The sequence below is a fragment of the Streptomyces sp. NRRL B-1140 genome (assembly GCF_001280065.1).
GTDB lineage: Bacteria > Actinomycetota > Actinomycetes > Streptomycetales > Streptomycetaceae > Streptomyces.
The window spans coordinates 99,364-123,623 of sequence record NZ_LGEA01000091.1; the positions used below are offsets into that span (position 1 = coordinate 99,364).

22 protein-coding genes and 2 tRNA genes are annotated in these 24,260 nt (G+C 72.5%); 8 read left to right on the plus strand and 16 right to left on the minus strand.

All coding sequences use genetic code 11. The annotated features are described in order from the left end of the window. Positions 1-8: 8 nt before the first annotated feature. The 4 genes from ADK65_RS12375 to ADK65_RS12390 all read right to left on the minus strand — a co-directional run bounded on the left by ADK65_RS12375 (position 9) and on the right by ADK65_RS12390 (position 3,888). Positions 9-1,625 (minus strand): sensor histidine kinase, encoded by a 1,617-nt coding sequence (locus ADK65_RS12375; protein ID WP_053670028.1) that lies wholly within the window; start codon positions 1,623-1,625, stop codon positions 9-11. Continuing rightward, positions 1,622-2,362 carry a response regulator transcription factor gene (locus ADK65_RS12380; protein ID WP_053670029.1) on the minus strand — a complete coding sequence of 247 codons (741 nt, stop codon included), beginning with the start codon at positions 2,360-2,362 and terminating at the stop codon, positions 1,622-1,624. Before ADK65_RS12380 ends, ADK65_RS12375 begins: the two co-directional genes overlap by 4 nt. Before the next feature lie 155 nt (positions 2,363-2,517). Continuing rightward, complete coding sequence (locus ADK65_RS12385) at positions 2,518-3,390, minus strand: DUF2797 domain-containing protein (protein WP_078955932.1); 873 nt, start codon at positions 3,388-3,390, stop codon at positions 2,518-2,520. Positions 3,391-3,495: 105 nt separating this feature from the next. Beyond that, entirely contained in the window at positions 3,496-3,888 is a 393-nt protein-coding gene (locus ADK65_RS12390; protein WP_053670031.1) for an HGxxPAAW family protein, read from the minus strand. Between the two features lie 95 nt (positions 3,889-3,983). Here ADK65_RS12390 and ADK65_RS12395 point away from each other — a divergent pair, with 95 nt between their 5' ends. Then, positions 3,984-4,460: a MarR family winged helix-turn-helix transcriptional regulator gene (locus ADK65_RS12395; protein ID WP_053670032.1), complete on the plus strand. Its 477-nt coding sequence runs from the start codon at positions 3,984-3,986 to the stop codon at positions 4,458-4,460. A 5-nt stretch (positions 4,461-4,465) separates the two neighbouring features. On the opposite strand, the gene ADK65_RS12400 is transcribed toward ADK65_RS12395, so the two are convergent. The 3 genes from ADK65_RS12400 to arsM form a co-directional block, all read right to left on the minus strand. Further along, entirely contained in the window at positions 4,466-4,732 is a 267-nt protein-coding gene (locus ADK65_RS12400) for a hypothetical protein (protein WP_053670033.1), read from the minus strand. 106 nt (positions 4,733-4,838) lie between these two features. Then, positions 4,839-6,083, minus strand: a complete 1,245-nt coding sequence (locus ADK65_RS12405) for a hypothetical protein (protein WP_159038772.1) — start codon at positions 6,081-6,083, stop codon at positions 4,839-4,841. A 294-nt stretch (positions 6,084-6,377) separates the two neighbouring features. Continuing rightward, positions 6,378-7,268 (minus strand): arsenite methyltransferase, encoded by an 891-nt coding sequence (gene arsM / locus ADK65_RS12410; protein WP_053670035.1) that lies wholly within the window; start codon positions 7,266-7,268, stop codon positions 6,378-6,380. 106 nt (positions 7,269-7,374) lie between these two features. Between arsM and ADK65_RS12415 the strand changes: the two genes are divergently transcribed. Genes ADK65_RS12415 through ADK65_RS12425 form a run of 3 tightly spaced genes read left to right on the plus strand, consistent with a single transcriptional unit; the run spans position 7,375 to position 8,933 of the window. Further along, a complete protein-coding gene (locus tag ADK65_RS12415; RefSeq protein WP_078955933.1) occupies positions 7,375-7,749 on the plus strand; it encodes an ArsR/SmtB family transcription factor in 375 nt (124 codons plus the stop codon). Further along, positions 7,746-8,480: an aquaporin gene (locus ADK65_RS12420; protein ID WP_199825614.1), complete on the plus strand. Its 735-nt coding sequence runs from the start codon at positions 7,746-7,748 to the stop codon at positions 8,478-8,480. The genes ADK65_RS12415 and ADK65_RS12420 overlap by 4 nt, the downstream gene beginning before the upstream one ends. Positions 8,481-8,510: 30 nt before the next feature. Beyond that, positions 8,511-8,933: an arsenate reductase ArsC gene (locus tag ADK65_RS12425; protein WP_053670038.1), complete on the plus strand. Its 423-nt coding sequence runs from the start codon at positions 8,511-8,513 to the stop codon at positions 8,931-8,933. A gap of 248 nt (positions 8,934-9,181) precedes the next feature. Here the strand turns inward: ADK65_RS12425 and ADK65_RS12430 are convergent. After that, a tRNA-Arg gene (locus tag ADK65_RS12430) sits at positions 9,182-9,254 on the minus strand. Positions 9,255-9,450: 196 nt separating this feature from the next. After that, positions 9,451-9,541, minus strand: a tRNA-Ser gene (locus tag ADK65_RS12435). A 187-nt stretch (positions 9,542-9,728) separates the two neighbouring features. On the opposite strand from ADK65_RS12435, the gene ADK65_RS12440 reads away from it, so the two are divergent. Next, a complete protein-coding gene (locus tag ADK65_RS12440) occupies positions 9,729-10,253 on the plus strand; it encodes an SSI family serine proteinase inhibitor (RefSeq protein WP_234352859.1) in 525 nt (174 codons plus the stop codon). A 345-nt stretch (positions 10,254-10,598) separates the two neighbouring features. After that, the gene (locus ADK65_RS12445; RefSeq protein WP_078955935.1) at positions 10,599-15,485 is read left to right on the plus strand and encodes a PAS domain-containing protein; all 4,887 of its coding nucleotides are present in this window, start codon (positions 10,599-10,601) and stop codon (positions 15,483-15,485) included. Positions 15,486-15,500: 15 nt separating this feature from the next. On the opposite strand, the gene ADK65_RS12450 is transcribed toward ADK65_RS12445, so the two are convergent. Beyond that, entirely contained in the window at positions 15,501-16,079 is a 579-nt protein-coding gene (locus tag ADK65_RS12450; protein WP_053670041.1) for a TetR family transcriptional regulator, read from the minus strand. A 130-nt stretch (positions 16,080-16,209) separates the two neighbouring features. On the opposite strand from ADK65_RS12450, the gene ADK65_RS12455 reads away from it, so the two are divergent. Beyond that, positions 16,210-17,409, plus strand: a complete 1,200-nt coding sequence (locus ADK65_RS12455; protein WP_053670042.1) for an MFS transporter — start codon at positions 16,210-16,212, stop codon at positions 17,407-17,409. 30 nt (positions 17,410-17,439) lie between these two features. Here the strand turns inward: ADK65_RS12455 and ADK65_RS12460 are convergent, their stop codons facing one another. From ADK65_RS12460 to ADK65_RS12485, 6 genes are all read right to left on the minus strand, one after another. After that, complete coding sequence (locus ADK65_RS12460; RefSeq protein ID WP_053670043.1) at positions 17,440-19,125, minus strand: long-chain fatty acid--CoA ligase; 1,686 nt, start codon at positions 19,123-19,125, stop codon at positions 17,440-17,442. Positions 19,126-19,251: 126 nt separating this feature from the next. Continuing rightward, a complete protein-coding gene (locus tag ADK65_RS12465) occupies positions 19,252-19,812 on the minus strand; it encodes a SigE family RNA polymerase sigma factor (protein ID WP_053670044.1) in 561 nt (186 codons plus the stop codon). A 132-nt stretch (positions 19,813-19,944) separates the two neighbouring features. Further along, on the minus strand, positions 19,945-21,117 hold the full coding sequence (locus ADK65_RS12470; protein WP_053670045.1) for a lipid-transfer protein: 1,173 nt from the start codon (positions 21,115-21,117) through the stop codon (positions 19,945-19,947). A gap of 55 nt (positions 21,118-21,172) precedes the next feature. Further along, positions 21,173-21,601 carry a MaoC family dehydratase gene (locus ADK65_RS12475; RefSeq protein ID WP_053670046.1) on the minus strand — a complete coding sequence of 143 codons (429 nt, stop codon included), beginning with the start codon at positions 21,599-21,601 and terminating at the stop codon, positions 21,173-21,175. Beyond that, positions 21,598-22,512 carry a bifunctional MaoC family dehydratase N-terminal/OB-fold nucleic acid binding domain-containing protein gene (locus ADK65_RS12480; RefSeq protein WP_053670047.1) on the minus strand — a complete coding sequence of 305 codons (915 nt, stop codon included), beginning with the start codon at positions 22,510-22,512 and terminating at the stop codon, positions 21,598-21,600. The genes ADK65_RS12475 and ADK65_RS12480 overlap by 4 nt, the downstream gene beginning before the upstream one ends. A 184-nt stretch (positions 22,513-22,696) precedes the next feature. Next, positions 22,697-23,023: a hypothetical protein gene (locus ADK65_RS12485; RefSeq protein WP_053670048.1), complete on the minus strand. Its 327-nt coding sequence runs from the start codon at positions 23,021-23,023 to the stop codon at positions 22,697-22,699. Positions 23,024-23,393: 370 nt separating this feature from the next. Here ADK65_RS12485 and ADK65_RS12490 point away from each other — a divergent pair, with 370 nt between their 5' ends. Further along, positions 23,394-24,260 (plus strand): bifunctional DNA primase/polymerase, encoded by an 867-nt coding sequence (locus tag ADK65_RS12490; RefSeq protein WP_053670049.1) that lies wholly within the window; start codon positions 23,394-23,396, stop codon positions 24,258-24,260.

Here is a 24,260-nt window from a genome sequence, read left to right on the forward strand (position 1 = left end):
GACCTTCGTCAGGCGCCCTGTCGTGCCCGTGTGGTGACGCTGTGGCGTGCCTGTGAGTGCTGTTGCCGGCTCATGTCCGGCTGCGGCTGCGCGGGGTACGCGGGCAGCCGCACCGTGAAAACGGTCCGCCCGGGCACGCTGTCGACGGTCACGGCACCGCCGTGCGCGGCCACCACGGCCTGCACGATGGCCAGGCCGAGGCCGGTCGAGCCGTTGGTGCGGGAACGCGCGGAGTCGCCGCGCGCGAACCGTTCGAAGACGTGCGGCAGCAACTCGGCCGGAATGCCCGGCCCGTCGTCCTCCACGTCCACGCACAGCCAGGGTCCGCGCCGCTGGACGCGGGCGGTGACGGTCGTCCCGGGTGGCGTGTGGCTGCGCGCGTTGCCGAGCAGGTTGACGAGGACCTGGTGCAGCCGGGCCGCGTCCGCGGGCACGAGCGCGGGCTCGTCGGGCAGGTCGAGGCGCCAGTTGTGGTCCTGGCCGGCGGCACGGGCGTCGCTGACGGTGTCCACGACGAGCGGGACGAGGTCGGTCTGCTCGAACTGCAGGGGCCGGCCGGCGTCGAGCCGGGCGAGCAGCAGCAGATCCTCGACGAGCAGCGTCATGCGCCCGGCTTCGGACTCGATCCGCCCGAGGGCGTGCCGGGTGTCCGGTCCGACGTCCTCGTGCCCGCGTCTGGTCAGTTCGGCGTACCCGCGGATGGAGGCGAGGGGGGTGCGCAGCTCGTGACTGGCGTCGGCGACGAACTGCCGGACCCGTGTCTCGCTCCGCTGCCGTGCGTGCAGGGCGCCGTGGACGTGGTCGAGCATCCGGTTGAGCGCGGCGCCGACCCGGCCGACCTCGGTGTGCGGGTCGGTCTCGGAGTCGGGCACGCGCTCGCTGAGGTTCACCTCACCGGTGTGCAGGGGGAGTTCGGAGACCCGGGTGGCGGTGGCGGCGACGCGGCGCAGGGGCCGGGTGGCCACGCCGATCAGCACGGAGCCGGCCAGCCCCGCCGCGGCCAGACCGGCTGCCGTGACGCTGATCTCCACCAGGATCAGGGTGTTGACGGTGTTGGTGACGTCCCTGGTGGGGATGGCGACGTAGTAGTCGCCCTTGTCGCCGCTCTTGTATCCGACCCGGTACTCACCCAGGCCCGGGAGGTCGACGGTCCGCAGCGTCCCGTCGACCTGCGGCACGGAGGTGAGGGCCGCGGCCTGGGCAGCATCCAGCGAGCGCGCCCTCATCGGCTGGTTGTCCTCGGACACGCCGTACGCGGACTCGGTGATCCGGCCGCTCACTATCTTGGCGGCGACCGTGCCGCCCGGCTGCGGCCCCCGGGTGACGAAGTCGGTCAGGCTCTCCCTCTTCTGCACGGACTGGCCGGAGCCGCCGTTCATGCCCTGACCGGGGCCGACCCCGGGCGGGCTCTGGGCGGCTCTGACCGCGGCCACACCGAGTTGGCCGTCCAACTGCTCGTACAGATGCGACCGCAGTGCCACGGTCGTCACCGTGCCGATCACCGCGCACACCACGGCGATCAGCACCACGGACGCGACGACGAGCCGTGTCCGCAGCGTGCGCGGCCTGCCTGCCCAACGCCTGCCCGGCCGCTGCCGCGTACCCGGCCGCCGCCGTCCGCTCACGACGCCGCGGGCTTGATCAGGTAACCGGCACCGCGCCGCGTGTGGATCATTGGCTCGCGCCCGGCGTCGATCTTCCGCCGCAGATAGGAGATGTACAGCTCGACGACGTTGGCCTGGCCGCCGAAGTCGTACGACCACACGCGGTCGAGGATCTGCGCCTTGCTGAGCACCCGGCGCGGATTGCGCATCAGGAACCGCAGCAGCTCGAACTCGGTGGCGGTCAGATGGATGTCGTCCCCGGCCCGGGTCACCTCGTGGCTGTCCTCGTCGAGGGTGAGGTCGCCGACCACCAGCGTGGAGTCGGAGCGCCGGTCTGCGGCACCGGAGCGGCGGATCAGACCCCGCAGTCGTGCGACGACCTCCTCCAGGCTGAACGGCTTGGTGACGTAGTCGTCCCCGCCGGCCGTCAGCCCGGCGATCCGGTCCTCGACGGCGTCCTTGGCGGTCAGGAACAGCACGGGCACGTCCGGCAGTTCCCGGCGCAGCCGCCCGAGGACGGCCAGCCCGTCCATGTCGGGCAGCATCATGTCGAGGACGACGGCGTCGGGCCGGAAGTCGCGGGCGGTCTGGATCGCGCCCGTGCCGTCACCGGCACTGCGGATCTGCCATCCCTCGTAGCGCAGGGCCATGGACAGCAGCTCCGTGATCGACAGCTCGTCGTCCACCACGAGCACGCGGACGGGGCTCCCGTCCGGCCTGAGCAGTTCGGTGCGCCCCTGGGGCGAGGTCGTGGTCATGCGAACACGATGTCGAGGGCCTCTGAGAACATGCTTTCGCCAACCTGTGATTTGTCTGAGAAACACACAGGCGTTTCTCAAGGGGCCCCTGGGAGGCGGGCTCGGTGCATGACGAGCCGGGCTTGCTCAGAGAACGCCTGGTAAGCCTGGCCGGCTCAGAACAAGCCGTCCTGCACGCTCGAGTCCTCCTTGAACTGCCTGACCGGGACGGTCACCTCACTCCCGGTGGCGGGCACCAGCCCCCACCCGGTCATCAACCGCGTGTCGAGCACCACGACCCCGCCGCCGGTGACCAGATGCAGATCGGGTCCGGCCGCCGCGACCAGCTCCCCACCGACCGCACCTCCGGCGACGAGCTCTCTCACGTCCCCGACGGCCGCGGGCACCCCGGCGAGCCCGAACACCCCCACGTGGTCGACGACCCGCAGCGGCTCCCGTACGAGCGACTCCGGCCACGCGGGGAGCGCGACGGCCCGCTCGTACAGCTCGGCGACCTCACGGGCCCGGTCGTCGGCGGCCTCCGGCAGCGCGGCCCGCACGGCCCGCTTCGCGGCGTACGGAATCCGGTCGGGCACCCGCAGGGCGGCCCTGAGCAGCTCCTCCGTACGCCGCGCGGCCATGAGCGGACCGACGCCGAGCCAGGTGAAACAGACGGCTCCCTGCTCGAGCAGCCGCGCGCCACCCCGCTCCCGGGCCGTGATCCCGACCTTGACCATGCCGGGCCCGAACCACGCCAGGTACACGCGGTACGGCCGTGGGTCGTCGGCGAGGGTGTCGGCCGCCACCGAGTGCGCCCGGTCCAGCCGGGCACACTCCTCGCAGCGCGCCGCCGTACTCCGCCCCGGCACGGCCGCACCCAGCGGGCACACGTGCCCCCGAGCCCCCACGCAGCTGCGCACACCCCCGTCCGCGACCTCGAAAGCCACGCGTTTCCCCCAGGTCAGCGCACTGCGCCGCCCACCGGCCCACATCAGCACGGGACCGTCCGCCGACCACCGCAGCCCCGAGCACTTCCATGCCTGTGCCATCTCTGCCGAGGGTAGGGGGCACCACTGACATCGGGGGCGGCTGATGGGGCGGCTGATGGGGCGGCTGGGGGTCGCTGACCGGGGCCGCCTGGTGAGGACCGGGCCTCACCTCACGGAGTCGGCCCCCGCCGCGGCGACGGTCTCCGGCTCGCCCGCGCGCTGCACCGGCATGACCGGCCGCACCGCACCCGCCGTACGCCGCCCGCGCCCGGCCAGCCGGCACCCCAGGCACTCCTCGTGCCCGCCCGGCGCCGCCGAGTCCCGCACGCGCCAGCCCCACTCCGCCCGGGGCCGCACGCCCGGCCCCTTCCCCCACCCGGCAAGATGCAGGGCCCACGTGACGAGCAGAGCCACGAGCCCGATCGCCAGTCCGCCGGCGATCAGCGCGCCGGAGACGGTGCAGACCCCCAGTCCGGCCACACCGGCCCCGACCGAGGCGATGGCGAATCCGACCCACCCCGCGACCGTGTGCCCGTGGTCATACTGATGTGCACTCATGTGCCGCTCCCTCGCACCGAGGGCCCGATCCACCGAACCCCTCATCTGCTAAGACTTTTACGACCCAAACATCTCACGAACTAAGGGATCTGGGAATGCACGCGAAGCCTCGTCCGGCCGCGACACCGGAGCAGGCACTGTCGGCGATGGACCAGCTCATCGCGACGCACCTGGTCGGGCAGCACGAGATCGCCCAGCAGGTGGGCTTGAGTGTGACCGACCTCACCTGCTTCGCCTATGTCATCGAGGCCGGCGAGAACCTGCCCACGGCGGGCGACCTGGCGGCTCGCGTCCATGTCACGACCGGCGCGGTCACCGGCATCCTCAACCGCCTGGAGCGCGCCGGCTACATCACCCGCCGCCCCGACCCCACGGACCGCCGCCGCATCCGCGTCGCGGCCCAGCCCGACGCGGTCGCCCGGGTCCGGGAGGTCTACGAGCCGTACTACGCCCGCCTCACGCAGCTCTTCGCCCAGTACTCACCGGACGAGATCGCGGTCCTGCACGACTGGTTCACCCGCGCGAGCACGCTGGCGGCTACCTACCTGGAGGAACACTGCCGCCCGGACTGACGGACCTACTTCATCTGCCGTGAATGCCGGCTCGACCGCCGGCGCACGGTGAAGACGCAGGCGAGCATGCCGAGAGCCCACGCGATCAGGAGGGCTCCCCACAGCGGCATGGTCACGATCGGCACGAGCAGGCGGATCTCGACGTCCGAGCGGTTCTCGAAGATGAAGACCAGGGCGACCGCGCTGATCAGGACGAACGGCAGGAAGCGGCGGACGCCGGGGCGGGAGAGAAACGGTGTACGCGCCTTGTGGTCCGGGCTGGTCCGAGTCATGGAGTACCCCTCCATCACGTTGCCCCCGACTACCAGCGTCCCCTTGCACGAGGCGGCGCGCCACCGGCATGGAAGGAGGAGACCGAGAGCCAGAGAGCGTCGGCCCTCACCGCCATTCCAGGACCTCTCCCACGCTCAGCGCCCTGTTCGCGCCCCTTGCGGTGATCTTCTTCGGGGTCGCGCCGGGAGCGATGGCCGAGACGAAGAAATCGAGCCGGGTGCCCTGAATCGAGGCGAAGATCATCTGCTTGCCGTTCTGTGAAATGGCCCGGACCGTGTTCTTCCGATCCGTCGCCGGGATGATCGGACCACCCAGGGCACCCTTCGGGAGATCCGCGGTGCCGTCGAGTCGCGAGGTGTCCAGCGTCCAGAAGGAGTTCTCCCGCTTCGGGTCCTCGGCCTTCTCGAGTCGAGGGCCGCACAGCACGGTCCTGTCGTCGACCCAGCCGTAGGGGGAGCAGTCGGCGTCGAACGGCATGCGGTTTGCCTTCACACGCTCGGCCTTGAGCAGCGCACTGCGCTGTGGCACGTCGGCCACGTTGTAGCCCTTCCAGGTGATGAAGGCCGTGGCCCTGCGCCCGTCGGGGCTGATCCGGACCTCCTTGCCGAAGAGCCCGCGCACCGGGTCACCCGCGAGCGCAAGGCCGGCCTCGTCCATGTAACTGCCATCACCGCCCCCGTGCTCGGTCACCGCGTGATCACCCGCCACGGAACGGCTGGCGATCCGCACATGATCCGAGGAGTCGGTCTCGGTGAACCAGACAGCGCTGCCGTCCTGGGCGAAGACGGCGTTCTCCTCCTTGGGCGTGTCACCGAAGTCCTCGCCCTGTTCACCCGACAACTTGGTCAGCTTGCCGCTCGTGTCGACGTAGCCCACCCCTGTCGCCTCGGTCTCCCGGTCGATGAGGACGACGGCCATCCGGGAGAAGTCCTTGTCGAAGAGTTGCCGCAGCCTGGTGGGGGCCACGGCGCGCGGCCCGTCCTCGGACGCGCTGACACCGGGGAAGTTGTCAGCACACAGTTCCACGAGCGGGGAGGCGACATCGTCGGCCTCGGCGACCACGGCCTCGGCCGGGACGGTGAAGTCCCGCGAGACCGTCCGTTCCCACGTTTCCGGATCCCAGCCTGTGACCGTCACGACCGCCGGCTTGCTCGCGGGCACGGAACACACGGCGGTGACGATCACACCGCTCTCCGGGAAGGCCCCGCTCCCCTTGTCTGCGCTCTTGCTCCCGCCCTGCTGTCCGGCAGTCGCCTCGGTGCCCTTGGCGCCGGGGTCGGAGTCGTCATCGCCCGCGCCACACCCCGCCATGAGCGGAAGCAGCACCGTTGCGACAGCCAACGCAGCCATGCCCCCGCCTCGTCGGCGGCCTCCGTGGCCCTCTGTTCTGCTCACGACCGTGTCCCCTCCGATGTCCTGCCCAGCAGCGGCCACGTGATCGTAAGCGAACTGGCGCGAGTCGCCGTGGGGTTGTGGCCGCGGAGCCGTCGGGTGCGGAGTGCCGGGTCGTCGCGACGCAGCCCTGGACGGCAGGTGAGGGTGTCCATCCGGTCGACGGAGCGTCTGCTCGGCTCTCTCCCGCCACGATCGCTGACGGTGGCGTCCGGCGGCTCGAGTGTGCCGTCGTTGCCGTAAAGGTTGCCGTCAGCCCTGGCAGCCGCAGCCGCTCGCGGCCTTGGCCTCGGCAACCGTGGTCGACGAATCAGTAGCCTGCTCGTCGGGCGTGCAACAGGCATCCACGCCGCAGCACGCGGCGGTCGCGGAAGGACCGGCCGCCTCGATCTCGCCGGCGGGCTTGACCGCGCGGACGATCGCGGAATGCATGCCGTCGGCAACGGGGTGGGTGGGAATGATCTCGACGTCCGTGAAGCCGGCCGTCTCCAGCCCTTTGCGGTATTCGGCGAACGACAGAGCACCGGCGATGCAGCCGACGTAGTCGCCGCGCTCGGCTCGCTGCTCGGGTGTGAGGGTGTCGTCTGCGACGACGTCGGAGACGCCCATGCGACCACCGGGCTTCAGGACACGGAAGCTCTCGGCGAACACGGCAGGCTTGTCGACGGACAGGTTGATCACGCAGTTCGAGATCACCACGTCGATGGTGTTCGCAGGCAGCGGGATGGCCTCGATGGTGCCCTTCAGGAACTCGACGTTCGCCGCGCCTGCCTTCTCGGCATTGGCAAGGGCCAGGGCCAGCATCTCGTCGGTCATGTCCACCCCGTACGCCTTGCCGGTCGGACCGACACGACGAGCGGAGAGCAGCACGTCGATGCCGCCGCCCGACCCCAGGTCGAGGACGCGTTCACCCTCGCGCAGTTCGGCGACCGCGGTCGGGTTTCCGCAGCCGAGGGAGGCGGCGACGGCCTCAGCGGGAAGGGCGTCGCGCTCGTCGGCGGCGTAGAGGGTGGACCCGAAGTTCTCGTCGACCTCGACGGGCTGCGGTCCGCAACAGGCGGTACCGCCCTCGGTGACCTTCACGGCCGCTGCGGCGTAGCGCTCGCGGACGGTTTCGCGTAGGTCGATGGACTGCTCGCTCATGACTTCACTCCTGGGGGAGGGGGTATGGCGGTACCCCGGAACGGCTTGTATTGACGTTCATTGATGCAACCTTGCGCCTTGAATCGAAAAACGTCAACATAGACACATGTCGAAGCAAGAGCTTGGGATGATCGGCCAGGACGCCACCTGCTGCCCGGGCCTGTCCGCCGCACCGCTCGGCGAGGACCAGGCCACGGATCTGGCGAAGGTGTTCAAGGCCCTGGGCGACCCGGTACGGCTGCGCCTGATGTCGATGATCGCCTCGCGCGGGGAGGGCGGGGAGGTCTGCGTGTGTGAGCTGACCCCGGCCTTCGACCTGTCCCAGCCGACGATCTCCCACCACCTCAAGCTGCTCCGGCAGGCCGGACTCATCGACTGCGAGCGACGCGGGACCTGGGTCTACTACTGGGTGCTGCCCGGTGTTCTGGACCGGCTCGCCGCATTCCTGACCACGCCGCAGACTGCCGGAGCCACCGCGTGACCGCCCCCTTGGGCCGACGCCTCGCCGCTGAAGCCCTGGGAACCGGGCTGCTGGTGGCGGTTGTGGTCGGCTCCGGGATCCAGGCCACTGAGCTGTCACACGACGTGGGCGTGCAGCTCCTCGCCAATTCCCTCGCCACCGTCTTCGGCCTGGGCGTGCTGATCACCCTGCTCGGACCGGTCTCCGGCGCACACTTCAACCCGGTCGTCACCCTCGCCGCCTGGTACACCGGCCGCCACAAGGAGGACGGCCTCACCCTGCGAGACGTGACCGGCTATGTGCCCGCGCAGATCGCCGGGGCCGTGGGCGGGGCGATCCTGGCCGACGCCATGTTCGCCAAGCCGCTCGTCGAGTGGTCCACGCACGACCGCTCCGCCGCTCACCTATGGCTCGGCGAGGTGGTCGCCACGGCCGGGCTGATCCTACTGATCTTCGGACTCGACCGTATCGGCAACGCCTCCCTCGCACCGGTGGCCGTGGCCTCCTACATCGGTGCCGCCTACTGGTTCACCTCCTCCACCTCCTTCGCGAACCCGGCAGTGACGATCGGCCGGGCCTTCACCGACACCTTCGCCGGAATCGCCCCTGCCTCCGTCACCGCGTTCATCGCTGCCCAATCGGCCGGGGCCGTGCTCGGGCTTGGTGCCGTGATCGCGGTGTACGGCCGTCCCGCTCCCACCGGGGACAAGGTCGTCGTCCCACACGGCGAACCAGAGCTCGCCTCCTCGTGACCCGCTCCGCTCTCTCGAAAGACGCCTGCCATGAGCACCCCCGCCCCGCGCCCCTCGGCCCTGTTCGTCTGCGTCCACAACGCCGGCCGCTCCCAGATGGGCGCCGCGTTCCTTACACACCTCAGCGGCGGCCAGGTGGAGGTCCGTTCGGCCGGCTCCGCCCCTGCCGATGCGGTCAACCCCGCCGTCGTCCAGGCCATGGCGGAGGTCGGCATCGACATCTCCGCCGAGACACCCAAGGTCCTCACCACCGAAGCGGTGCAGTCCTCGGACGTGGTGATCACGATGGGCTGCGGAGACACCTGCCCCGTCTTCCCCGGCAAGCGATACCTGGACTGGCAGCTGGAGGACCCGGCGGGCAAAGGTGCCGACGCGGTGCGGCCCATCCGGGATGAGATCGAGCAGCGCGTACGTGGGCTGCTCGCCGAACTCGGCATCTCGGCTACGACGTGATGGACGGTGTCCCACCGCAAGACCACCTCGTCAAGGTGATCTATGCGTCCCCGGGTTCTCAGGCACAGCACAATCGGCACAACACCTGGGCGTCCGTGGTGGGGACGAGCGGTGGCCCAGGATCCCCCAAGAAGAGATCTTGTAGTCAGAAGCCTTCATCACGTCATCGGCACGGCCTACGTAGACGTTGATGTCAGCGGTGACGTCAAAGGCCCCGCCGGGCGAACCGGCGGGGCCTTTGACCTGTGTGCACTCGGCAGGATTCGAACCTGCAACCTTCTGATCCGTAGTCAGATGCTCTATCCGTTAAGCTACGAGTGCTTGTTCTGTTTTTTCGCCGCTCTCGGGCCTTCCGGCTCGCTCGCGGCGACAGGAAGAACATTACATGACTGCCGCCGCCATGTGAAATCCGTTAGCCGCACCCCTTGTGAGCTGCGGAAACGACACTTCAGGCCGCACTTTCGAAGGCAACGACAGCGAAGCCCCGGTCGGATGACCGGGGCTTCGTGATCGAGTGCGGAGGCGGAGGGATTTGAACCCTCGATGGGCTTTAAGACCCAAACCGCATTAGCAGTGCGGCGCCATAGACCGGACTAGGCGACGCCTCCAGCATCACTCCCGCGCGAGCGCGAGCGGTGCGTGCCGATGATGACACAGTCGAGCGTGCTGTCACCAATCGACCCCCACGGTACTAGGCGGGAAGGGCACGGGGCAAAGACCTTGTCAGGCCCGTGCGTGCCCCGCCCGGGCGTCCGCGCGCAACGTCCGGGCCCGCGTCGCGTTAGGCACGGCATGTTGCGTGCCAACCCCCGGGCCACCGCCCGCCCCGTCCTGCGGCGCCTCCTCGTCGGCGCCGCCGCCTCCGTCGCCGTCGCCGGATCGCTGACCGCGGCACCCCCGGACGCGTACGCCCAGGCCGAAGGGACCGGACTGCTGTCCCCGGCCGGGCCCGGCGAGGGCCGGGACCGGGATCACCTGACCGTCACGGTGCGGAACGCGGGCGGCGGGTCCGACGGGACGTTCGAGCTGTACTGCGACCCCGACGGCGGCAGCCACCCCGACCCGGGCGGCGCCTGTGCCGCCCTGAGGCGGGACACGAGGTGGGGCCAGGACGTCTTCGCGTCCGCGCCGGAGGGCGGCTTCTGCACGATGCAGTACGGCGGCCCGGCCACCGCGCACGTCACGGGCACCTGGGCCGGCCGGCCCGTAGACGCCACGTACGACCGCCGCGACGGCTGCCAGATCTCCCGGTGGGACCGGCTCGTGCCGCTGCTGCCGGACATGGGAGGCGCCCGAGGCGCCCGAGGCGCCAAGGCCTGAGGCAGTCGAGGGCGGGCCCCCGGCGCCTGAGCGACGTCCGGCGCCCCTCATCGCGCATCCCATTTGCGCCACTCTCCGCCCCCATCACGCCAGCCCGGCCAAAAGCTACAGAAAAGCCGTCGTCGTAAAGGTCCCGCGAAGGTCCCGCGACGTCGTCGCAGGAGGGCGGGCGTTTCACGGTTACTCGGTCGTCAGTTCGGGGTCACTTCCTCGTGCGACGTCCCTCTCATCCGGCGTCGCGAGCGCAACCGCAACCCTTAGACTCCCTCGCGTGACACGCCGCGGGACGGTTGGCAAGATGGCCCGAGCGGTCGGCAAGGTGCGGTAACAGGGAGGAAGCGTCTCGTGAGCAGCAGGCCATCCCGGGGCGCTGCTCGCCTCGCAGCCATACTGGACGCGCTTCCCGACGCGTTGGTCCTGGTCAACGCCAACGGCACGGTCGTCAACGCCAACACCATCGCCCTGGAGGCCTTCGAGACCCCGGGGACCGCTCTGGTGGGGCGCGGGCTGCTCGATCTGCTGCCGCAGTTCGACTCCAAGCTCATCCCCGGCTCGATGCGCCGGCCGGAGCACCTCGATCCGCATGCCCGGACCAAGCCGACCCGGATGATCGCGCGCAGGACCGACGGGACCGAGTTCCCCGTCGAGGTCACCAGTGCGAATCTCGAGAACGGCCAGCAGGCCTACGACGGTTACGGCTACACCGGCGACGAGCTGCTCATGCTCGTCGTGCGCGACCTGTCCGGGACCGTGGACACCGAGGCCGAGCTCGCCCGGTCCCAGCGGCAGACCGAGATGATCCTGCGGGCCGCGGCCGAGGGCGTCGTCGGCACCGACACCGACGGGCGGATCGTGCTCGTCAACCCGGCCGCCGCCCAGATACTGGGATTCCGGGCCAGCGATCTCGGCGGGCGCGAACTGCACGACCTGGTGCTGCACTCGCGCGCCGACGGCTCGCCCTTCCCCTACGAGGACTCCCCGCTCGCCGACACCCTGCGCTCCGGGCGCAAGCACCGGGTGCGCGGGCAGGTGCTGTACGCCAAGGACGGCGGCAAGGTGCCGGTCGACCTGACGACCGCGCCCGTGCGCGACGGCGAGCAGCTCGTCGGCGCCGTGATGACCTTCACCGACCGGCGGCCCTACGACGCCGTCGTCGAGGAGAAGGCAGCGGCGGAGAAGCGCCACGCCGAGGAACTGGAGCGGATCGCCGAGGAACACGCCTCCGAACTCACCGCGCTGCGCCAGCGGCACGTCACCGAGCTGGAGGAGCTGACCGAGCGGCACGCAGAGGAACTCGCCGCGGGCGAGGACCGGTACGCGGCGCTCGGGGAGCGGGAGAAGGACCGGTTCGAGGCGCTCGCCGCCCGGCACGAGCAGCTGCTGACCCTGCTCGGCCGGTCGCTGCGCGGCCCCCTGGAGGAGCTGCGCCGTGAGCTGGCCGCGCTCGCCGCCGACGACGCCGGGCAGCTGTGGCCCGAGGCCAACCAGGTGCTGCACCACCTGTCGGCCGGCTACGCGCGCATCACGACCCTGATCGACAACGTCCTCGGCTACCAGCGGCTCGACGCGGGCAGCGAGGACATCGCCCGTACGAAGGTGATGCTGGACGCCGTCGTCGCCGCCGGGGTCGACGGGGCCGTCGAGCTCATCGGGCCCGGGCGGGTGCAGTTCGCCGTGCACGCGCCGCCCATCGAGGCCGAGGTCGATCCCCGGCTGCTCGCCACCGCCCTGGCGCATCTCGTCGCGGACGTGGCGGGGGTCGACGCGACCGGCAACACGCCCGTGTCGGCCGGTGGTTACCTGGACAACACCGTCGTCGTGGCGGCGGCGCAGCGCGGCGAGGTCGTCCGCATCGAGGTGCGCGGGCCGTACGCCGGTGGCGACACCGTGCACGAGCCCATCGTGCGCGGGATCGTCCGGGCCCACGGCGGTGTGCTGCAGACGCATGACGTGCCGGGGATGAGCGGGAGCGCGTACGTCCTGGAGGTGCCGATCGGGGGCGGGGCGGGGGCCGTCGCCGCCCAGCCGGTGGACGAGTCCGCCGCGCTCGCGCTCGTCGACCCCGCTGCCGTCGATGCCGCTGCCGTGGACCCGGCCGCCCTCGATGCCGCCGGGCAGAGCTCCGGTGGGGGGCGGCGCCGGGCGCGGCGGGCCACCACCGATGCCTTCCTGGACGGCGACGTTCACGGTGGGGACGGCGACGTTCACGGTGGCGATGGCGACGCTCCCGGTGGTCCCGGGGCCGACGGAGCCGTGCCCACCGGACGGCGCAGGCGGCGGGCCGCCGGGGAGCCGGCCGCTCTCCCGGCGCAGGCTTCCGGTGAGGACGCCCCGGCGGGCGGCGCGTCCGGCGGCACCGGGCGTCGGCGGCGCTCGGCCGAGGAAGCCGGTGCGGCTGCCATAGGCAGTGCGGTCCAGGGCATCGCCGAAGGGGCCGTGGTGACGGCCGCCGAGCACGCGGCGGGCACCGCCGCCTCGAACACGGGCCTCGGCGGAACCGTGCCGCCGCAGGGTGTGCCCGCCCCGTCCGGGCGACGGGCCCGGCGGGAGCCCGGCGAGCAGGCGGCGCTGCCGCCCGCCCTGCCCGCGTCGCCGTCCGGTGATGACGGCTCTTCCGCCGACGAGGGCCAGGGCCGGCAGGCGAGCGGGCGCCGACGGCGAGCGCTGGCCGCGGCGGGCGAGCGGGCGGCCGCCGCACAGGAGGCGGCCGGGCCGCGTCCGGTGTTCGCGCTGCCGCCGGCCGGGTCGGACCAGACTCCGCCCCCGGGCCGGCAGGAGGCCCCGGCCGAGGCCGACCAGGGGCAGCAGGTCACCGGCGGCCCCACCGGAACGCCCGGTGCCGCACCGGAATCCGCACCGGGTGCCGTGCCGGGTGCCGCAGCGGATGTGGTCCCGGGCGCTGTGCCCGCCCAGGGACAACAGATGCCGGTGCAGGGGCAGGTGCCGGTCCAGGGTCAGCCGCAGCAGGCCGTGGCGGGTCCCGGGGCGGCCGATGAGGGACGGCACGATGCCGTTCCGCACGACCAGTCCGCCGATCACACGCCGCCGCAGCCGCATCCGACCAGTGCGCCGACCGGACGCCGGCGCCGGGCCGTCGCCACGCCGCAGCCCGGCGAGGAAGCCGGAGCGCCTGCGCCAGGAGCTGCCGACCAGGCGGGTGCCGCACCGGCGGGTGCCACGCCCGCGGGCCCTGTCCCTGCGGGTGCCATGCCTGCCGCTTCCATGCCGGCAGGGGCCGTGCCCGCCCCGGCCGCGCAGGGCGTTCCCGCGCAGCAGGACGCCACCGGCCAGATCCCGGTGGGGCAGGTAGCGCCCGGCCAGGGCGGTGTCGCCGCCGCCCCCGTCGCGCCGGGTACGGCCGTGCCACCGCAGGGCGGGCCGGTTCCCGCCCAGGGCGACACCGTTCCTCCGCAGGGGAACGCCGTGCCGGGGCAGGCCCACGCCGTGCCCGCGCAGGGCGTGTCCGTACCCGCTCAGGGTGGGCTCGGGCAGAGTGTGCAGGCCGCCCTTCCGGGGCAGGTCCTGCAGCCTCAGGCCCCGGCCCGGCCCCTGCCGCAGCAGGGCATCGCCGCACCCGGGCAGCAGCCCGCCGCCGGCCGGCCGCTCCCCGCTGAGTCCGCTCCCGGGCGGGGCGCCCCGTTCCAGGGCGCGCCCGCTCAGCCGATTCCGCCCCAGGCGGCTCCGGCACAGGGGATCCCGCCTCAGGGACCTCCGGCCCACGGAGCCACGGCTCCCGGCACGAACGCCCACGGCACGGACGGCCACGGCACCCCGCCGCACGGCGGTACCCCGGCCGCCCGGCCCTGGCCCGCCGCCGACGACACGCCGGGGGCCGGGGTGGCGCACCCGGCGCCCGCGAACGGCACTCCGCCCCGGCCCGCGCAGCAGCACACGCCCGCGCCGGGCACGCCGCTGCCGCCGGAGGGCGCGCCGCGGGTGGCTCAGCCGCTGCCCGCGGAGTCGGCGGCACCCGTCGATCCGAACTCCACGCAGGGGCGTGCGATCAGCGTGCGGACGCTCGGCCAGGGTGTGCCGTTCACCCGGCAGGCGGCCCAGGTCCAGCAGCCGTCGGCCGTGGCAGTCCCGCAGTCGGCGACGCCTCCCCCGCACCAGCCGGGCGGATCGGGCAGGCGCCGCAAGCTCGGCACGCCGCCCGACCCGGCGGCGCGTACGGACCAGGCGGCCCGCCCGGAGCAGGGGCAGCCGCGTCCGGCGGGCCAGGGGTCCCGTCCGGAGCAGGCCGCGCGGCCGCATCCGCCGGCCGAGCACACGCCGCCGCCGGTCGCCGCTCAGGTCCCCGCCCCGGCCACCGCACCCGTCCCGGCTCAGCCGTCGCTCGCCGGTCAGTCACGCCTCGCGCAGATGACCGAGGGCGGCGGGCGGTCGTACGCCATAGGCGCACCGGACGAGAACGCCGCCGAGGGGCCCGAGCCGCTGGACGGGCCCGGCGGGGCGGTCGAGGTGGCCGATCCGCCGCGGCCGCAGCCGATGGACGACGAGTTGCCGCCGGAGCCGCTGGACAACCCGCGGCGGCTGCTGGTGTGGCCCGCGCCGGACGTCAGCACCCAGCAGGCGCTGAGCGACCGCGGCTACCGGCCGGTGATCGTGAACTCGCGCGAGGAGGTCGACGCGCAGATCGCGGCGTTCCCGGCCGCCCTGTTCGTCGACCCGCTGACCGGGCCGATCACCCGTACGGCACTGCAGTCGCTGCGGCAGGCCGCCGTGGCCGCCGAGGTGCCCGTACTGGTCACGGCCGGGCTCGGACAGGCCTCGCGGGACGCGGCGTACGGCGCCGATCCGGCCGTGCTGCTGAAGGCACTGGCGCCGCGCGACACCGAGCAGCACCCGCCGCGGGTCCTGCTGGTCGAGGAGCACGCGGAGATCGCGCTGGCGCTGACGGCGACGCTGGAGCGGCGCGGGATGCAGGTCGCGCGGGCCGCGAGCGACGCGGACGCGGTGACGCTGGCGGGACAGTTCCGGCCGAACCTGGTCGTGATGGACCTGCTGCAGGTGCAGCGGCGGCAGGAGGGCGCCGCCGGGATCGTCGACTGGCTCCGGGCGAACGGGCAGCTCAACCGCACCCCGCTCGTCGTCTACACGGCCGCCGTCGACCAGGCCGACCTGCCGCGGCTGGCCTCCGGGGAGACGGTGCTGTTCCTCGCGGAGCGGTCCACCAGCAACGAGGTGCAGTCCCGGATCGTCGACCTGCTCAGCCGGATCGGCACCAACTGAGCACCTCGCCCCGTCCTACCGAGCCGTGAGCCGGCGCGCCGCCTCCTTCACCGACGCGCGCAGGCGGTCCCGGTCCGCTTCGCCCTCGCCGACCAGGATGCGCCGCATCTGCGGGACGACGGCGCTCCAGTTGGCGAGGGCCGTCAGCAGGAACAGCAGGTCGGCCGCCGGGATGGCGTCCGCGACGACGCCCCGGTCCTGGGCGTCCTGGAGAGCGGCGACCTTGCGGGCGTAGTGCTCCTGGCGGGCGGTCTCGAGGGGCAGCTCGGCACTGCCGTACTCCAGGCCCTCCCAGAAGAGCAGGCGCAGCAGCTCCGGGTGGGCGGCGTGGTAGTCCATGACGCGGTCGATCCAGTCCTCGATGTCGTCCGGGGCCACGGGGACGTCCTGGGCGACATGGAGCATCTTCTTCTCGAGGACGATCGCGAAGAGCTCCGCCTTGTTGCCGAAGTAGGCGTAGATGAGCTGTTTGTTGGCCTTCGCCTCGGCGGCGATGCGGTCGATGCGGGCGCCTGCGATGCCGTGGCGGGCGAACTCGGCGACCGCCGCCTCGAAGATCCGGGCCTTGGTGGCCTCGGGGTCCCTTGCTGCCATGGGGGAGAGGGTAGCGCGCCAGGGTAACCAACTGTTTGGTTGACAAGGAACGACGAGGCGGCCCAGACTGTTTCCCCGCTATCCAACCAACCAGTTAGTTGCTAGAGCCGACTCCAAGGAGTCCCCTCCCATGCCGTCAGCGACCACCACCGCCCCGCAGGCCACGAGCTCCGCGCGACAGGCTCGTACGCCCGCTCCGGGCCTCTTCCTCACCCTGCTCGCCGTGTGCAGCGCGGTCACCGCCGCCAACATCTACCTCGCCGCGCCGCTGCTCCCGCTCATGGCCCGCGACTTCGGCTCGGCGCCCTCGGCCATCGCCTGGATCGCCTCGGTCGCCCAGCTCGGCTACGCGGTCGGCCTGCTGTTCTTCGCACCGCTCGGCGACCGCGCGAACCGGCGCCGGCTGGTCGCCGGGCTCACGCTCGTCACCGCCCTCGCCCTGGGAGCCGGTGCGGCCGCTCCGGGCGCCGGGGCCCTCGCGGTCGCGATGTTCGTCGCCTCGGCGGCCACCGTCATCCCCCAGCTGCTCGTGCCGCTGGTCGCCGAGCGGGCGCCCGCCGAGCGGCGTGCCCTGCATGTCGCGACGGTCATCGCGGGCCTGTTCGTCGGCATCGTCGGGGCCCGGGTGCTGGGCGGGCTGGCCGGGCAGGCCTTCGGCTGGCGGTGGGTGTTCGCCGGTGCGGCCGTGCTCACCCTCGCTCTGGGGCTCGCGACGGCGGTGGTCCTGCCGTCGCGGCAGCGCGCCGAGGGCCCGCTGTTCGCCGGGCTGGTCGCGCTGCCGTCGGTGCTGCGGAGCTCGCCGGAGCTGTGGCGGGCGTGTGTGCGGCAGGCCGGGATGTTCGGCGCGTGGAGCGCGCTGTGGACCTCGCTGGCGCTGCTGCTGACCGGGCCGGCGTACGGACTGTCCACCGCGACCGCCGGGCTGTTCGGGCTGTTCGGCCTGACGGCGAGTGCGGTGGCGCCGGTGGCCGGCGGGCTCGTGGACCGGTTCGGGGCGGCGCGGGTCGTGCGGTCGGCGTATCTGGTCGCCGCCGTGTCCGTGCCGCTGTTCTGGCTGGGCGGGCAGGTGCTGGGGGCGTTGTTCGCCGCGGCGGTCGCCGTGCACGCGGCACTGGTCGCCTCCCACGTCGCCAACCAGACCCTCGCCCTGACCGCGACCGCCACCCCCGCCACGGCCAACACCGCCTATGTGGTCGCCGGCTTCGCGGGCGGCGCGACCGCATCGGCCCTCGCGGGGGCCGCGTTCAGCCACTTCGGGTGGGGCGGGGTGTGTGTCGTGGCGGGGGTGTGGCTGGTGCTCGGGTGGGGCGTGACCGCCGTACGCCGGTGAGGTGCTGCCGTACGGCGGTCCGCGGCCGGGTCAGAGGCTGGTGACGTCCAGCTCCCCCTGCGCGTACTGCCTGCGCAGGACCTTCTTGTCGAACTTTCCGACGCTCGTCTTCGGGACCGCCTCGATGACCGTCCAGCGTTCCGGGAGCTGCCACTTGGCGATGTGGCCCTCGTCGGCGAGGAAGGCGCGCAGGGTCTCGAAGGTGGCGGTGGAGCCCTCCTTGAGGACGACCGTGGCCAGGGGGCGCTCGCCCCACTTCTCGTCGGGGACGGCGACCACCGCCGCCTCGGCGACGTCGGGGTGGGACATCAGCGCGTTCTCCAGCTCCACCGACGAGATCCACTCGCCGCCGGACTTGATGACGTCCTTGGCCCGGTCGGTGAGGGTGAGGAAGCCGTCGGGGGAGATGGTGCCGACGTCGCCCGTCTTGAGCCAGCCGTCCTCGCTGAACTTGTCGGCGGGGCGCAGCGGTTCGCCGTCGGGGCCGTTGTAGTAGGCGCCCGCGATCCAGGGGCCGCGCACCTCCAGCTCACCGGCCGACTCCCCGTCCCAGGGGAGGCGTTCGCCGCCGGGGCCGGACAGGCGGGCCTCGACTCCGGCCGGGAAGCGGCCCTGGGTGAGACGGTAGGCGAACTCCTCCTCCGTGCCGGCCACACTGGCCGGCGGACGGGCGATCGTGCCGAGCGGGGACGTCTCCGTCATGCCCCAGGCGTGGCAGACCCGCATGCCCAGCTTGTCGAAGGCCTCCATCAGCGAGGGCGGACAGGCCGAGCCGCCGATGGTGACCTGGCCGAGGGAGGAGACGTCCCGGGGGTTCGCCGTCAGCTCGGCGAGCAGGCCCTGCCAGATGGTGGGCACGGCGGCCGCGTGCGTGGGCTTCTCGCCCTCGATCATCGCGGCGAGGGGGGCCGGCTGGAGGAAGCGGTCCGGCATCAGCATGTTCACGCCGGTCATGAACGTGGCGTGCGGCAGGCCCCAGGCGTTCACATGGAACTGGGGGACCACGACCAGCGAGGTGTCCTGGTCGGTCAGGCCCATCGACTGGGCCATGTTGACCTGCATGGAGTGCAGGTAGATGGAGCGGTGGCTGTAGACCACGCCCTTGGGGTCGCCCGTGGTGCCGGAGGTGTAGCACATGGCGGCGGCCTGGCGTTCGTCCAGCTCGGGCCAGTCGTACGAGGTCGGCTTGCCGGCGATCAGGTCCTCGTACTCGTGAACGTGGATGTGACCGACGCCGGCGTCGGCGAGGAGGGAGCGGTCCCCGGGGCCGGTGACGACCACGTGCTCGACCGGCTTCAGGTGCGGCAGCAGCGGGGCGAGCAGGGGGAGCAGGGAGCCGTTGGCGATGATCACGCGGTCGGCGGCGTGGTTGACGATCCAGGCCAGCTGCTCGGGCGGGAGGCGGAGGTTCAGGGTGTGCAGGACCGCGCCCATGGACGGGATCGCGAAGTACGCCTCGACGTGTTCCGCGTTGTTCCAGGCCAGGGTCGCCACGCGCTCGTCGCCGGTGACGCCGAGGTCGTCCCGCAGCGCGTGGGCCAGCTGGGCCGCGCGGGCGCCGATCTCGGCGAAGGAGCGGCGGTGCGGCTCGTCCTCACCGGTCCAGGTGGTCACCTGTGATGTCCCGTGGATCGTCGACCCGTGGGTCAGGATCCTCGAGATCAGCAGCGGTACGTCCTGCATGGTGCTCAGCACGGCGTCCTCCCGGGGCGACATTGCCTGCGCGGTGGTAAAGGTTGCGCTGATTCTGCGCACATACCGCGTGGTATGTCACTAGGACCGGGTGATCGATCAGATCACGCCACGCCCGAGGGGCACCTCACAAGGGGGCGGCGAACCGCCTCACTGACGGACAAGTCCCAGCTCAGCGTCCTCGCGGAGCTTGCCGATCGCCCGGGAGACGGCCGACTTCACCGTACCCACAGAAACGCCGAGCACCTCGGCCGTCTGGACCTCGCTGAGGTCCTCGTAGTACCTGAGGACCACCATCGCCCGCTGCCGTGCGGGCAGCCGCATGATCGCCCGCCACATCGCGTCGCGCAGCGCCTGCTGCTCCGCCGGGTCGTCACCGCCGGGCACCGGGTCCGGCTCGGGCAGCTCGTCGCAGGCGAACTCGTCGACCTTGCGCTTGCGCCACTGCGAGGTCCGGGTGTTCAGCAGCGCCCGGCGCACATAGCCGTCGAGGGCCCGGTGGTCCTCGATGCGCTCCCAGGCGACGTACGTCTTGGTGAGCGCGGTCTGCAGCAGGTCCTCCGCGTCGCTCGGGTTGCCGGTGAGCGAGCGGGCGGTACGCAGCAGCACCGGCTGGCGGGCCCTGACGTACGACGAGAACGACGGGTAGGCAAGGGTCTGCGCCGCTGGTCCGGCCGCCTTCGAAGCGCTCGTGCAGACGAGTGTGGTCATGGCTCAACGCTATGAGCGGGGCGCCCCCGGCGGATCGGCCGCAGGTCCCGAAGCGGAGTCCCCCTCAGGTTGTACGGGTAGGGCCTGCCACACCTCCTGTAGGTGGAGCGAAGGGCCCGCGGTACTGCGGGTTCACCCCTGGGGGTCCGCGGTCAGCACGAGTCCCGACGTCGGCACACCCGTCCCGGCCGTCACCAGGACTCGTTCCGCTCCCGGTACGGGGTTCGCGGCCGTGCCCCTGACCTGCCTCACGGCCTCCGCGATGCCGTTCATGCCGTGCAGGTACGCCTCCCCGAGCTGTCCGCCGTGCGTGTTGAGGGGCAGGCGCTCCTCGGCCACGAAGTCCGCCGCCTCGCCGGGGCCGCAGAAGCCGAACTCCTCCAGCTGCGTCAGCACGAACGGTGTGAAGTGGTCGTAGAGGATCCCGACGTCGATGTCGGCCGGGGCGAGCCCCGAGGTGCGCCACAGCCGGCGGGCGACGACCGCCGCCTCGGGCAGGCCGGTCAGGTCGTCGCGGTAGTAGCTGGTCATCTGCTCCTGGGCGCGTCCGGCGCCCTGGGCGGCCGCGGCGATCACGGCGGGCGGGTGGGGCAGGTCTCGGGCGCGTTCGGCGGAGGTGACGACGAGGGCCTGCCCGCCGTCGGTCTCCTGGCAGCAGTCGAGCAGACGCAGCGGTTCGACGATCCAGCGGGAGGCGGCGTGGTCGGCCAGCGTGATGGGCCGGCCGTGAAAGTGGGCCGCCGGGTTGGTCGCCGCGTACTTCCGGCCGGTGACCGCCACGTGCCCGAAGGCCTCCGGGGTCAGCCCGTAGGTGTGGAGGTAGCGCTGGGCCGCCATCGCCACCCACGAGGCCGGGGTGAGCAGGCCGAACGGCAGCGACCAGCCGAGGGCCACGCCCTCCGCCGAGGGTTCCCGGTGCCGCACCCCGGAGCCGAAGCGGCGGCCCGAGCGTTCGTTGAACGCGCGGTAGCAGACGACCACGTCGGCCACGCCCGCGGCGATCGCCAGGGCGGCCTGCTGGACGGTGGCGCAGGCCGCGCCGCCGCCGTAGTGGACCCGGGAGAAGAAGGAGAGCTCCCCGATGCCCGCCGCCTGGGCGACGGTGATCTCGGGGCTGGTGTCCATGGTGAAGGTGACCATCCCGTCGACGTCGGCCGGGGTCAGCCCGGCGTCCGCGAGGGCCGCCCGCACGGCCTCGACGGCGAGGCGCAGTTCGCTGCGGCCGGAGTCCTTGGAGAACTCGGTGGCCCCCACACCGACGACGGCCGCGCACCCACCGAGACCGCCCCGCCCCCGCCCGCTCACGCCTGGACCGCCCGCCCTCGCCGGCTGGTACCGGGACCGCCCGGCCCTCTCCCGCTCATACCGAGTCGCCTCCTGCTCCCGTGGGGACGCCCTCTCCCGTCCCGGCCGGGACCATGACCGTCACCGTGCCCGTGACGTGCCGGCCGAGGGCGTTCGCGCCGACGATCCGGACCGTCGCGGTGTCACCGTCGACCTCCTCGACCGTGCCGGTCAGCACCATCGTGTCGCCGGGGTGGTTGGGCGCGCCGAGCCGGATGGCGACCCGGCGCAGCCGCGCACGCGGACCGAAGTGGTCCGTGATGTACCGGCCGACCAGGCCATTGGTCGTCAGGATGTTCATGAAGATGTCGGGGGAGCCCTTCCGCCGCGCGAGCTCCGGGTCGTGGTGGACGTCCTGGTAGTCGCGGGAGGCGATCGCCCCGGCGACGATCAGGGTGCGGGTGACCGGGATCTCCAGCGGCGGGAGCCGGTCCCCGGCCTTCACGACGTCACCCCCTGGAAGACGGGCAGCACCAGCTCGTCGTCGTACCGCCGGAACTCCAGCCGCACCGGCATGCCGATCCGCACCTTGTCGTACGGCACCCCGACCACGTTGCTGACGATCCGCACGCCCTCGGCGAGTTCGATCAGGCCGACCGCGTAGGGAGGTTCGAAGGCCGGGAAGGGCGGGTGGTGCATCACGACGTAGGAGTAGACCGTGCCTTCGCCGCTCGCCCCGACGGTGTCCCAGTCCGGGGAGCCGCATGTGTTGCAGCCCGGCAGCCAGGGGAAACGCAGGGTGTCGCAGGCCGTGCAGCGCTGGATGAGGAGTTCGTGGCGGGCCACGCCTTCCCAGAAGCCCGTGTTGTCGCGGTTGACGACGGGGCGGGGGCGGCGTTCCGCCGGTGCCGGAGGACGGCGTGCCGGGGCGTACTTGAGGATGCGGAAGCGGTGTGTTCCGGCCAACTCGCCGCCCGCGTGGATGTCCGTGCGGGTCGTGATGAAGTAACCCACCCCCAGCTTCGTGGTCTTGCGGCCGGACACCGACTCGATCACCGAGTCGAAGGTGATCTCGTCTCCCGGGCGCAACGGGCGCAGGTACTCCTGCTCGCAGTCGGTGGCGACGACCGCGTCGTGGCCCGACGCGTCGAGCAGGGCGAGGAGTTCGTCGTAGGCCGCGGTGCGTTCCGGGCGGCGGGTGAGGCCGGCCATGGTCCATGCCTGCAGCATGGTGGGCGGAGCGATGGCGTCCGGGCCCGTGTACGCGGGGCTGTTGTCGCCCATGGCCTCGCACCAGTGCCTGATCATCGGCTCGTTGACGGGATCGCGGCCGACCCCCGTGTCGGCGGCCGGCAGGCCCTCGTAGGCCTTCAGGCGCGCCTCGAACTCCTCGTGGACCTCCGGCTCACCACTCACAGTTTCTGACTGTCCGTCAGATATGCGGCTCCGTCAAGCCCCGCGGGCCCCCGGCCGAACCCGGGGGACACGAGGCAAACGCCTGCGCGGCGGCACCGGAGTACCGCCGCTCAGACGTTTTGTGACCCACGAAGCACACCCCCCGCAGCACCCGGGCCGGCGTCGGCGCACCGGCCCGCTCAGCTCACCACCACAGCGGGGTGAAGTTGACGGTGGTGTCCGCGTTCTCCTGGTTGACGGCGGTGAACTCCGAGCCGTTGACCTGCGCGGTGTTGCTCCGGTTCGAGGCGCCGTCACCGAGGGCCTGCTGCTGGGTGGTGCCCGCGTTGCCGAAGTTGTCGCCGCCGACGCCGCTGCCGAGGATGCCCTGCTCGGTCTCCGTGGCCGACGCGATGGATCCGTTGTCCGCGAAGGCGCCGCTGTCCGCCGTCGCGACACCGGCGAAGAGGGCGGCCGCGAGCGGAAGGGCGGAGACGGCCGCGATGACGCGGGCGGTACGGATGCTTGCCATGTTCCTTGTCCCTCCAGGACTGATCGAACCGAGGACGCACCGGCTCGTGACGGTCCGGTGCGTGAACCACTGGTGTCACCAGGGAAGTTGGCCGACCGCCCCGGTGCGGTGCTCGACGTCGCGAGTCCAGAGTTGCCCACCGCATCCCCGGCGAACCACCCCGGAAGCCGCCTTTCGCACGCAAGCGTGAGAACAAGTCGATAAACCCCTGCCTGTCACTTCCGTACCGGGCGGGAGTGACAGGGGGCGTTCGAAACCGGGTGCCACAAGGGGCGAAGCGTTCCGGCACTTTTTCCGGCCCCCACCCGGCCCCGGCGCGTCGCACCCGCTCCCTCTTTCCTTTTTCGAACGTACGTACGAAACTAGAGGCATGGCCACCACCGACCGGCAGGCCACGACGCTGGCCCTCGCACACGCCCTGTCAGCCGCCGAACGCGGACTGGCCGTCATCCCCCTGTCCCGCTCCAAGCTCCCGGCACTGCGCTCCCCGCACCGCGACGACCCCGCCCCCTCCCCCTGCCACGGTGCGTGCGGCCGCCTAGGGCACGGTGTCTACGACGCCTCCAGCGACCCGGACCGCATCCGCGAGCTGTTCGCCGCCGCGCCCTGGGCGACCGGCTACGGCATCGCCTGCGGGCTGCCCCCGCACCATCTGATCGGCCTCGACCTGGATGTGAAGACCGGCACGGACTCCACGGCCGCCCTGCGCGAGCTGGCGCTGCGGCACCTGTTCACGATCCCGCCCACCGTGGTCGTCGTGACCCCGTCCGGCGGGCGGCATCTGTGGCTGAGCGGCCCGCCCGAGGTGGTCGTCCCCAACTCGGCGGGCCGGCTCGCCCCCGGCATCGACATCCGGGGCGCGGGCGGCTACCTGGTCGGCCCCGGCTCCCGCACCGGCCAGGGTGTGTACGCCGCCGCCCCGGGCACCGCGCACCTGGCCCCCGCCCCCTGCCCGCGCTCCCTGCTGCGGCTGCTGATCCCGCCACCCCGCTCCCGCCACCCCGTCCACGCCGCGACCGGCGGGCACGCCCAGGGCCTGGTCCAGTTCGTCCTGGCCGCGCACGAGGGCCAGCGCAACACCCGCCTGTTCTGGGCGGCCTGCCGGGCCTACGAGGACGGCATCGGCCCGGCGCTGGTGGACCCCCTGGTCGACGCGGCCCTGGCCACCGGCCTGTCCGAGCGGGAGGCCAGGGCCACGATCGCCTCGGCGGCCCGGATGACGGGGCACCGGCCGTGA

Excerpts from the sequence above, each read along its gene's own strand:
- ADK65_RS12380 (WP_053670029.1), bottom strand. The coding sequence starts at position 2,362 with ATGACCACGACCTCGCCCCAGGGGCGCACCGAACTGCTCAGGCCGGAC.
- ADK65_RS12385 (WP_078955932.1), bottom strand. The coding sequence starts at position 3,390 with ATGGCACAGGCATGGAAGTGCTCGGGGCTGCGGTGGTCGGCGGACGGT.
- ADK65_RS12390 (WP_053670031.1), bottom strand. The coding sequence starts at position 3,888 with ATGAGTGCACATCAGTATGACCACGGGCACACGGTCGCGGGGTGGGTC.
- ADK65_RS12395 (WP_053670032.1), top strand. The coding sequence starts at position 3,984 with ATGCACGCGAAGCCTCGTCCGGCCGCGACACCGGAGCAGGCACTGTCG.
- ADK65_RS12400 (WP_053670033.1), bottom strand. The coding sequence starts at position 4,732 with ATGACTCGGACCAGCCCGGACCACAAGGCGCGTACACCGTTTCTCTCC.
- ADK65_RS12405 (WP_159038772.1), bottom strand. The coding sequence starts at position 6,083 with ATGGCTGCGTTGGCTGTCGCAACGGTGCTGCTTCCGCTCATGGCGGGG.
- arsM (WP_053670035.1), bottom strand. The coding sequence starts at position 7,268 with ATGAGCGAGCAGTCCATCGACCTACGCGAAACCGTCCGCGAGCGCTAC.
- ADK65_RS12415 (WP_078955933.1), top strand. The coding sequence starts at position 7,375 with ATGTCGAAGCAAGAGCTTGGGATGATCGGCCAGGACGCCACCTGCTGC.
- ADK65_RS12425 (WP_053670038.1), top strand. The coding sequence starts at position 8,511 with ATGAGCACCCCCGCCCCGCGCCCCTCGGCCCTGTTCGTCTGCGTCCAC.
- ADK65_RS12450 (WP_053670041.1), bottom strand. The coding sequence starts at position 16,079 with ATGGCAGCAAGGGACCCCGAGGCCACCAAGGCCCGGATCTTCGAGGCG.
- ADK65_RS12455 (WP_053670042.1), top strand. The coding sequence starts at position 16,210 with ATGCCGTCAGCGACCACCACCGCCCCGCAGGCCACGAGCTCCGCGCGA.
- ADK65_RS12460 (WP_053670043.1), bottom strand. The coding sequence starts at position 19,125 with ATGTCGCCCCGGGAGGACGCCGTGCTGAGCACCATGCAGGACGTACCG.
- ADK65_RS12465 (WP_053670044.1), bottom strand. The coding sequence starts at position 19,812 with ATGACCACACTCGTCTGCACGAGCGCTTCGAAGGCGGCCGGACCAGCG.
- ADK65_RS12485 (WP_053670048.1), bottom strand. The coding sequence starts at position 23,023 with ATGGCAAGCATCCGTACCGCCCGCGTCATCGCGGCCGTCTCCGCCCTT.
- ADK65_RS12490 (WP_053670049.1), top strand. The coding sequence starts at position 23,394 with ATGGCCACCACCGACCGGCAGGCCACGACGCTGGCCCTCGCACACGCC.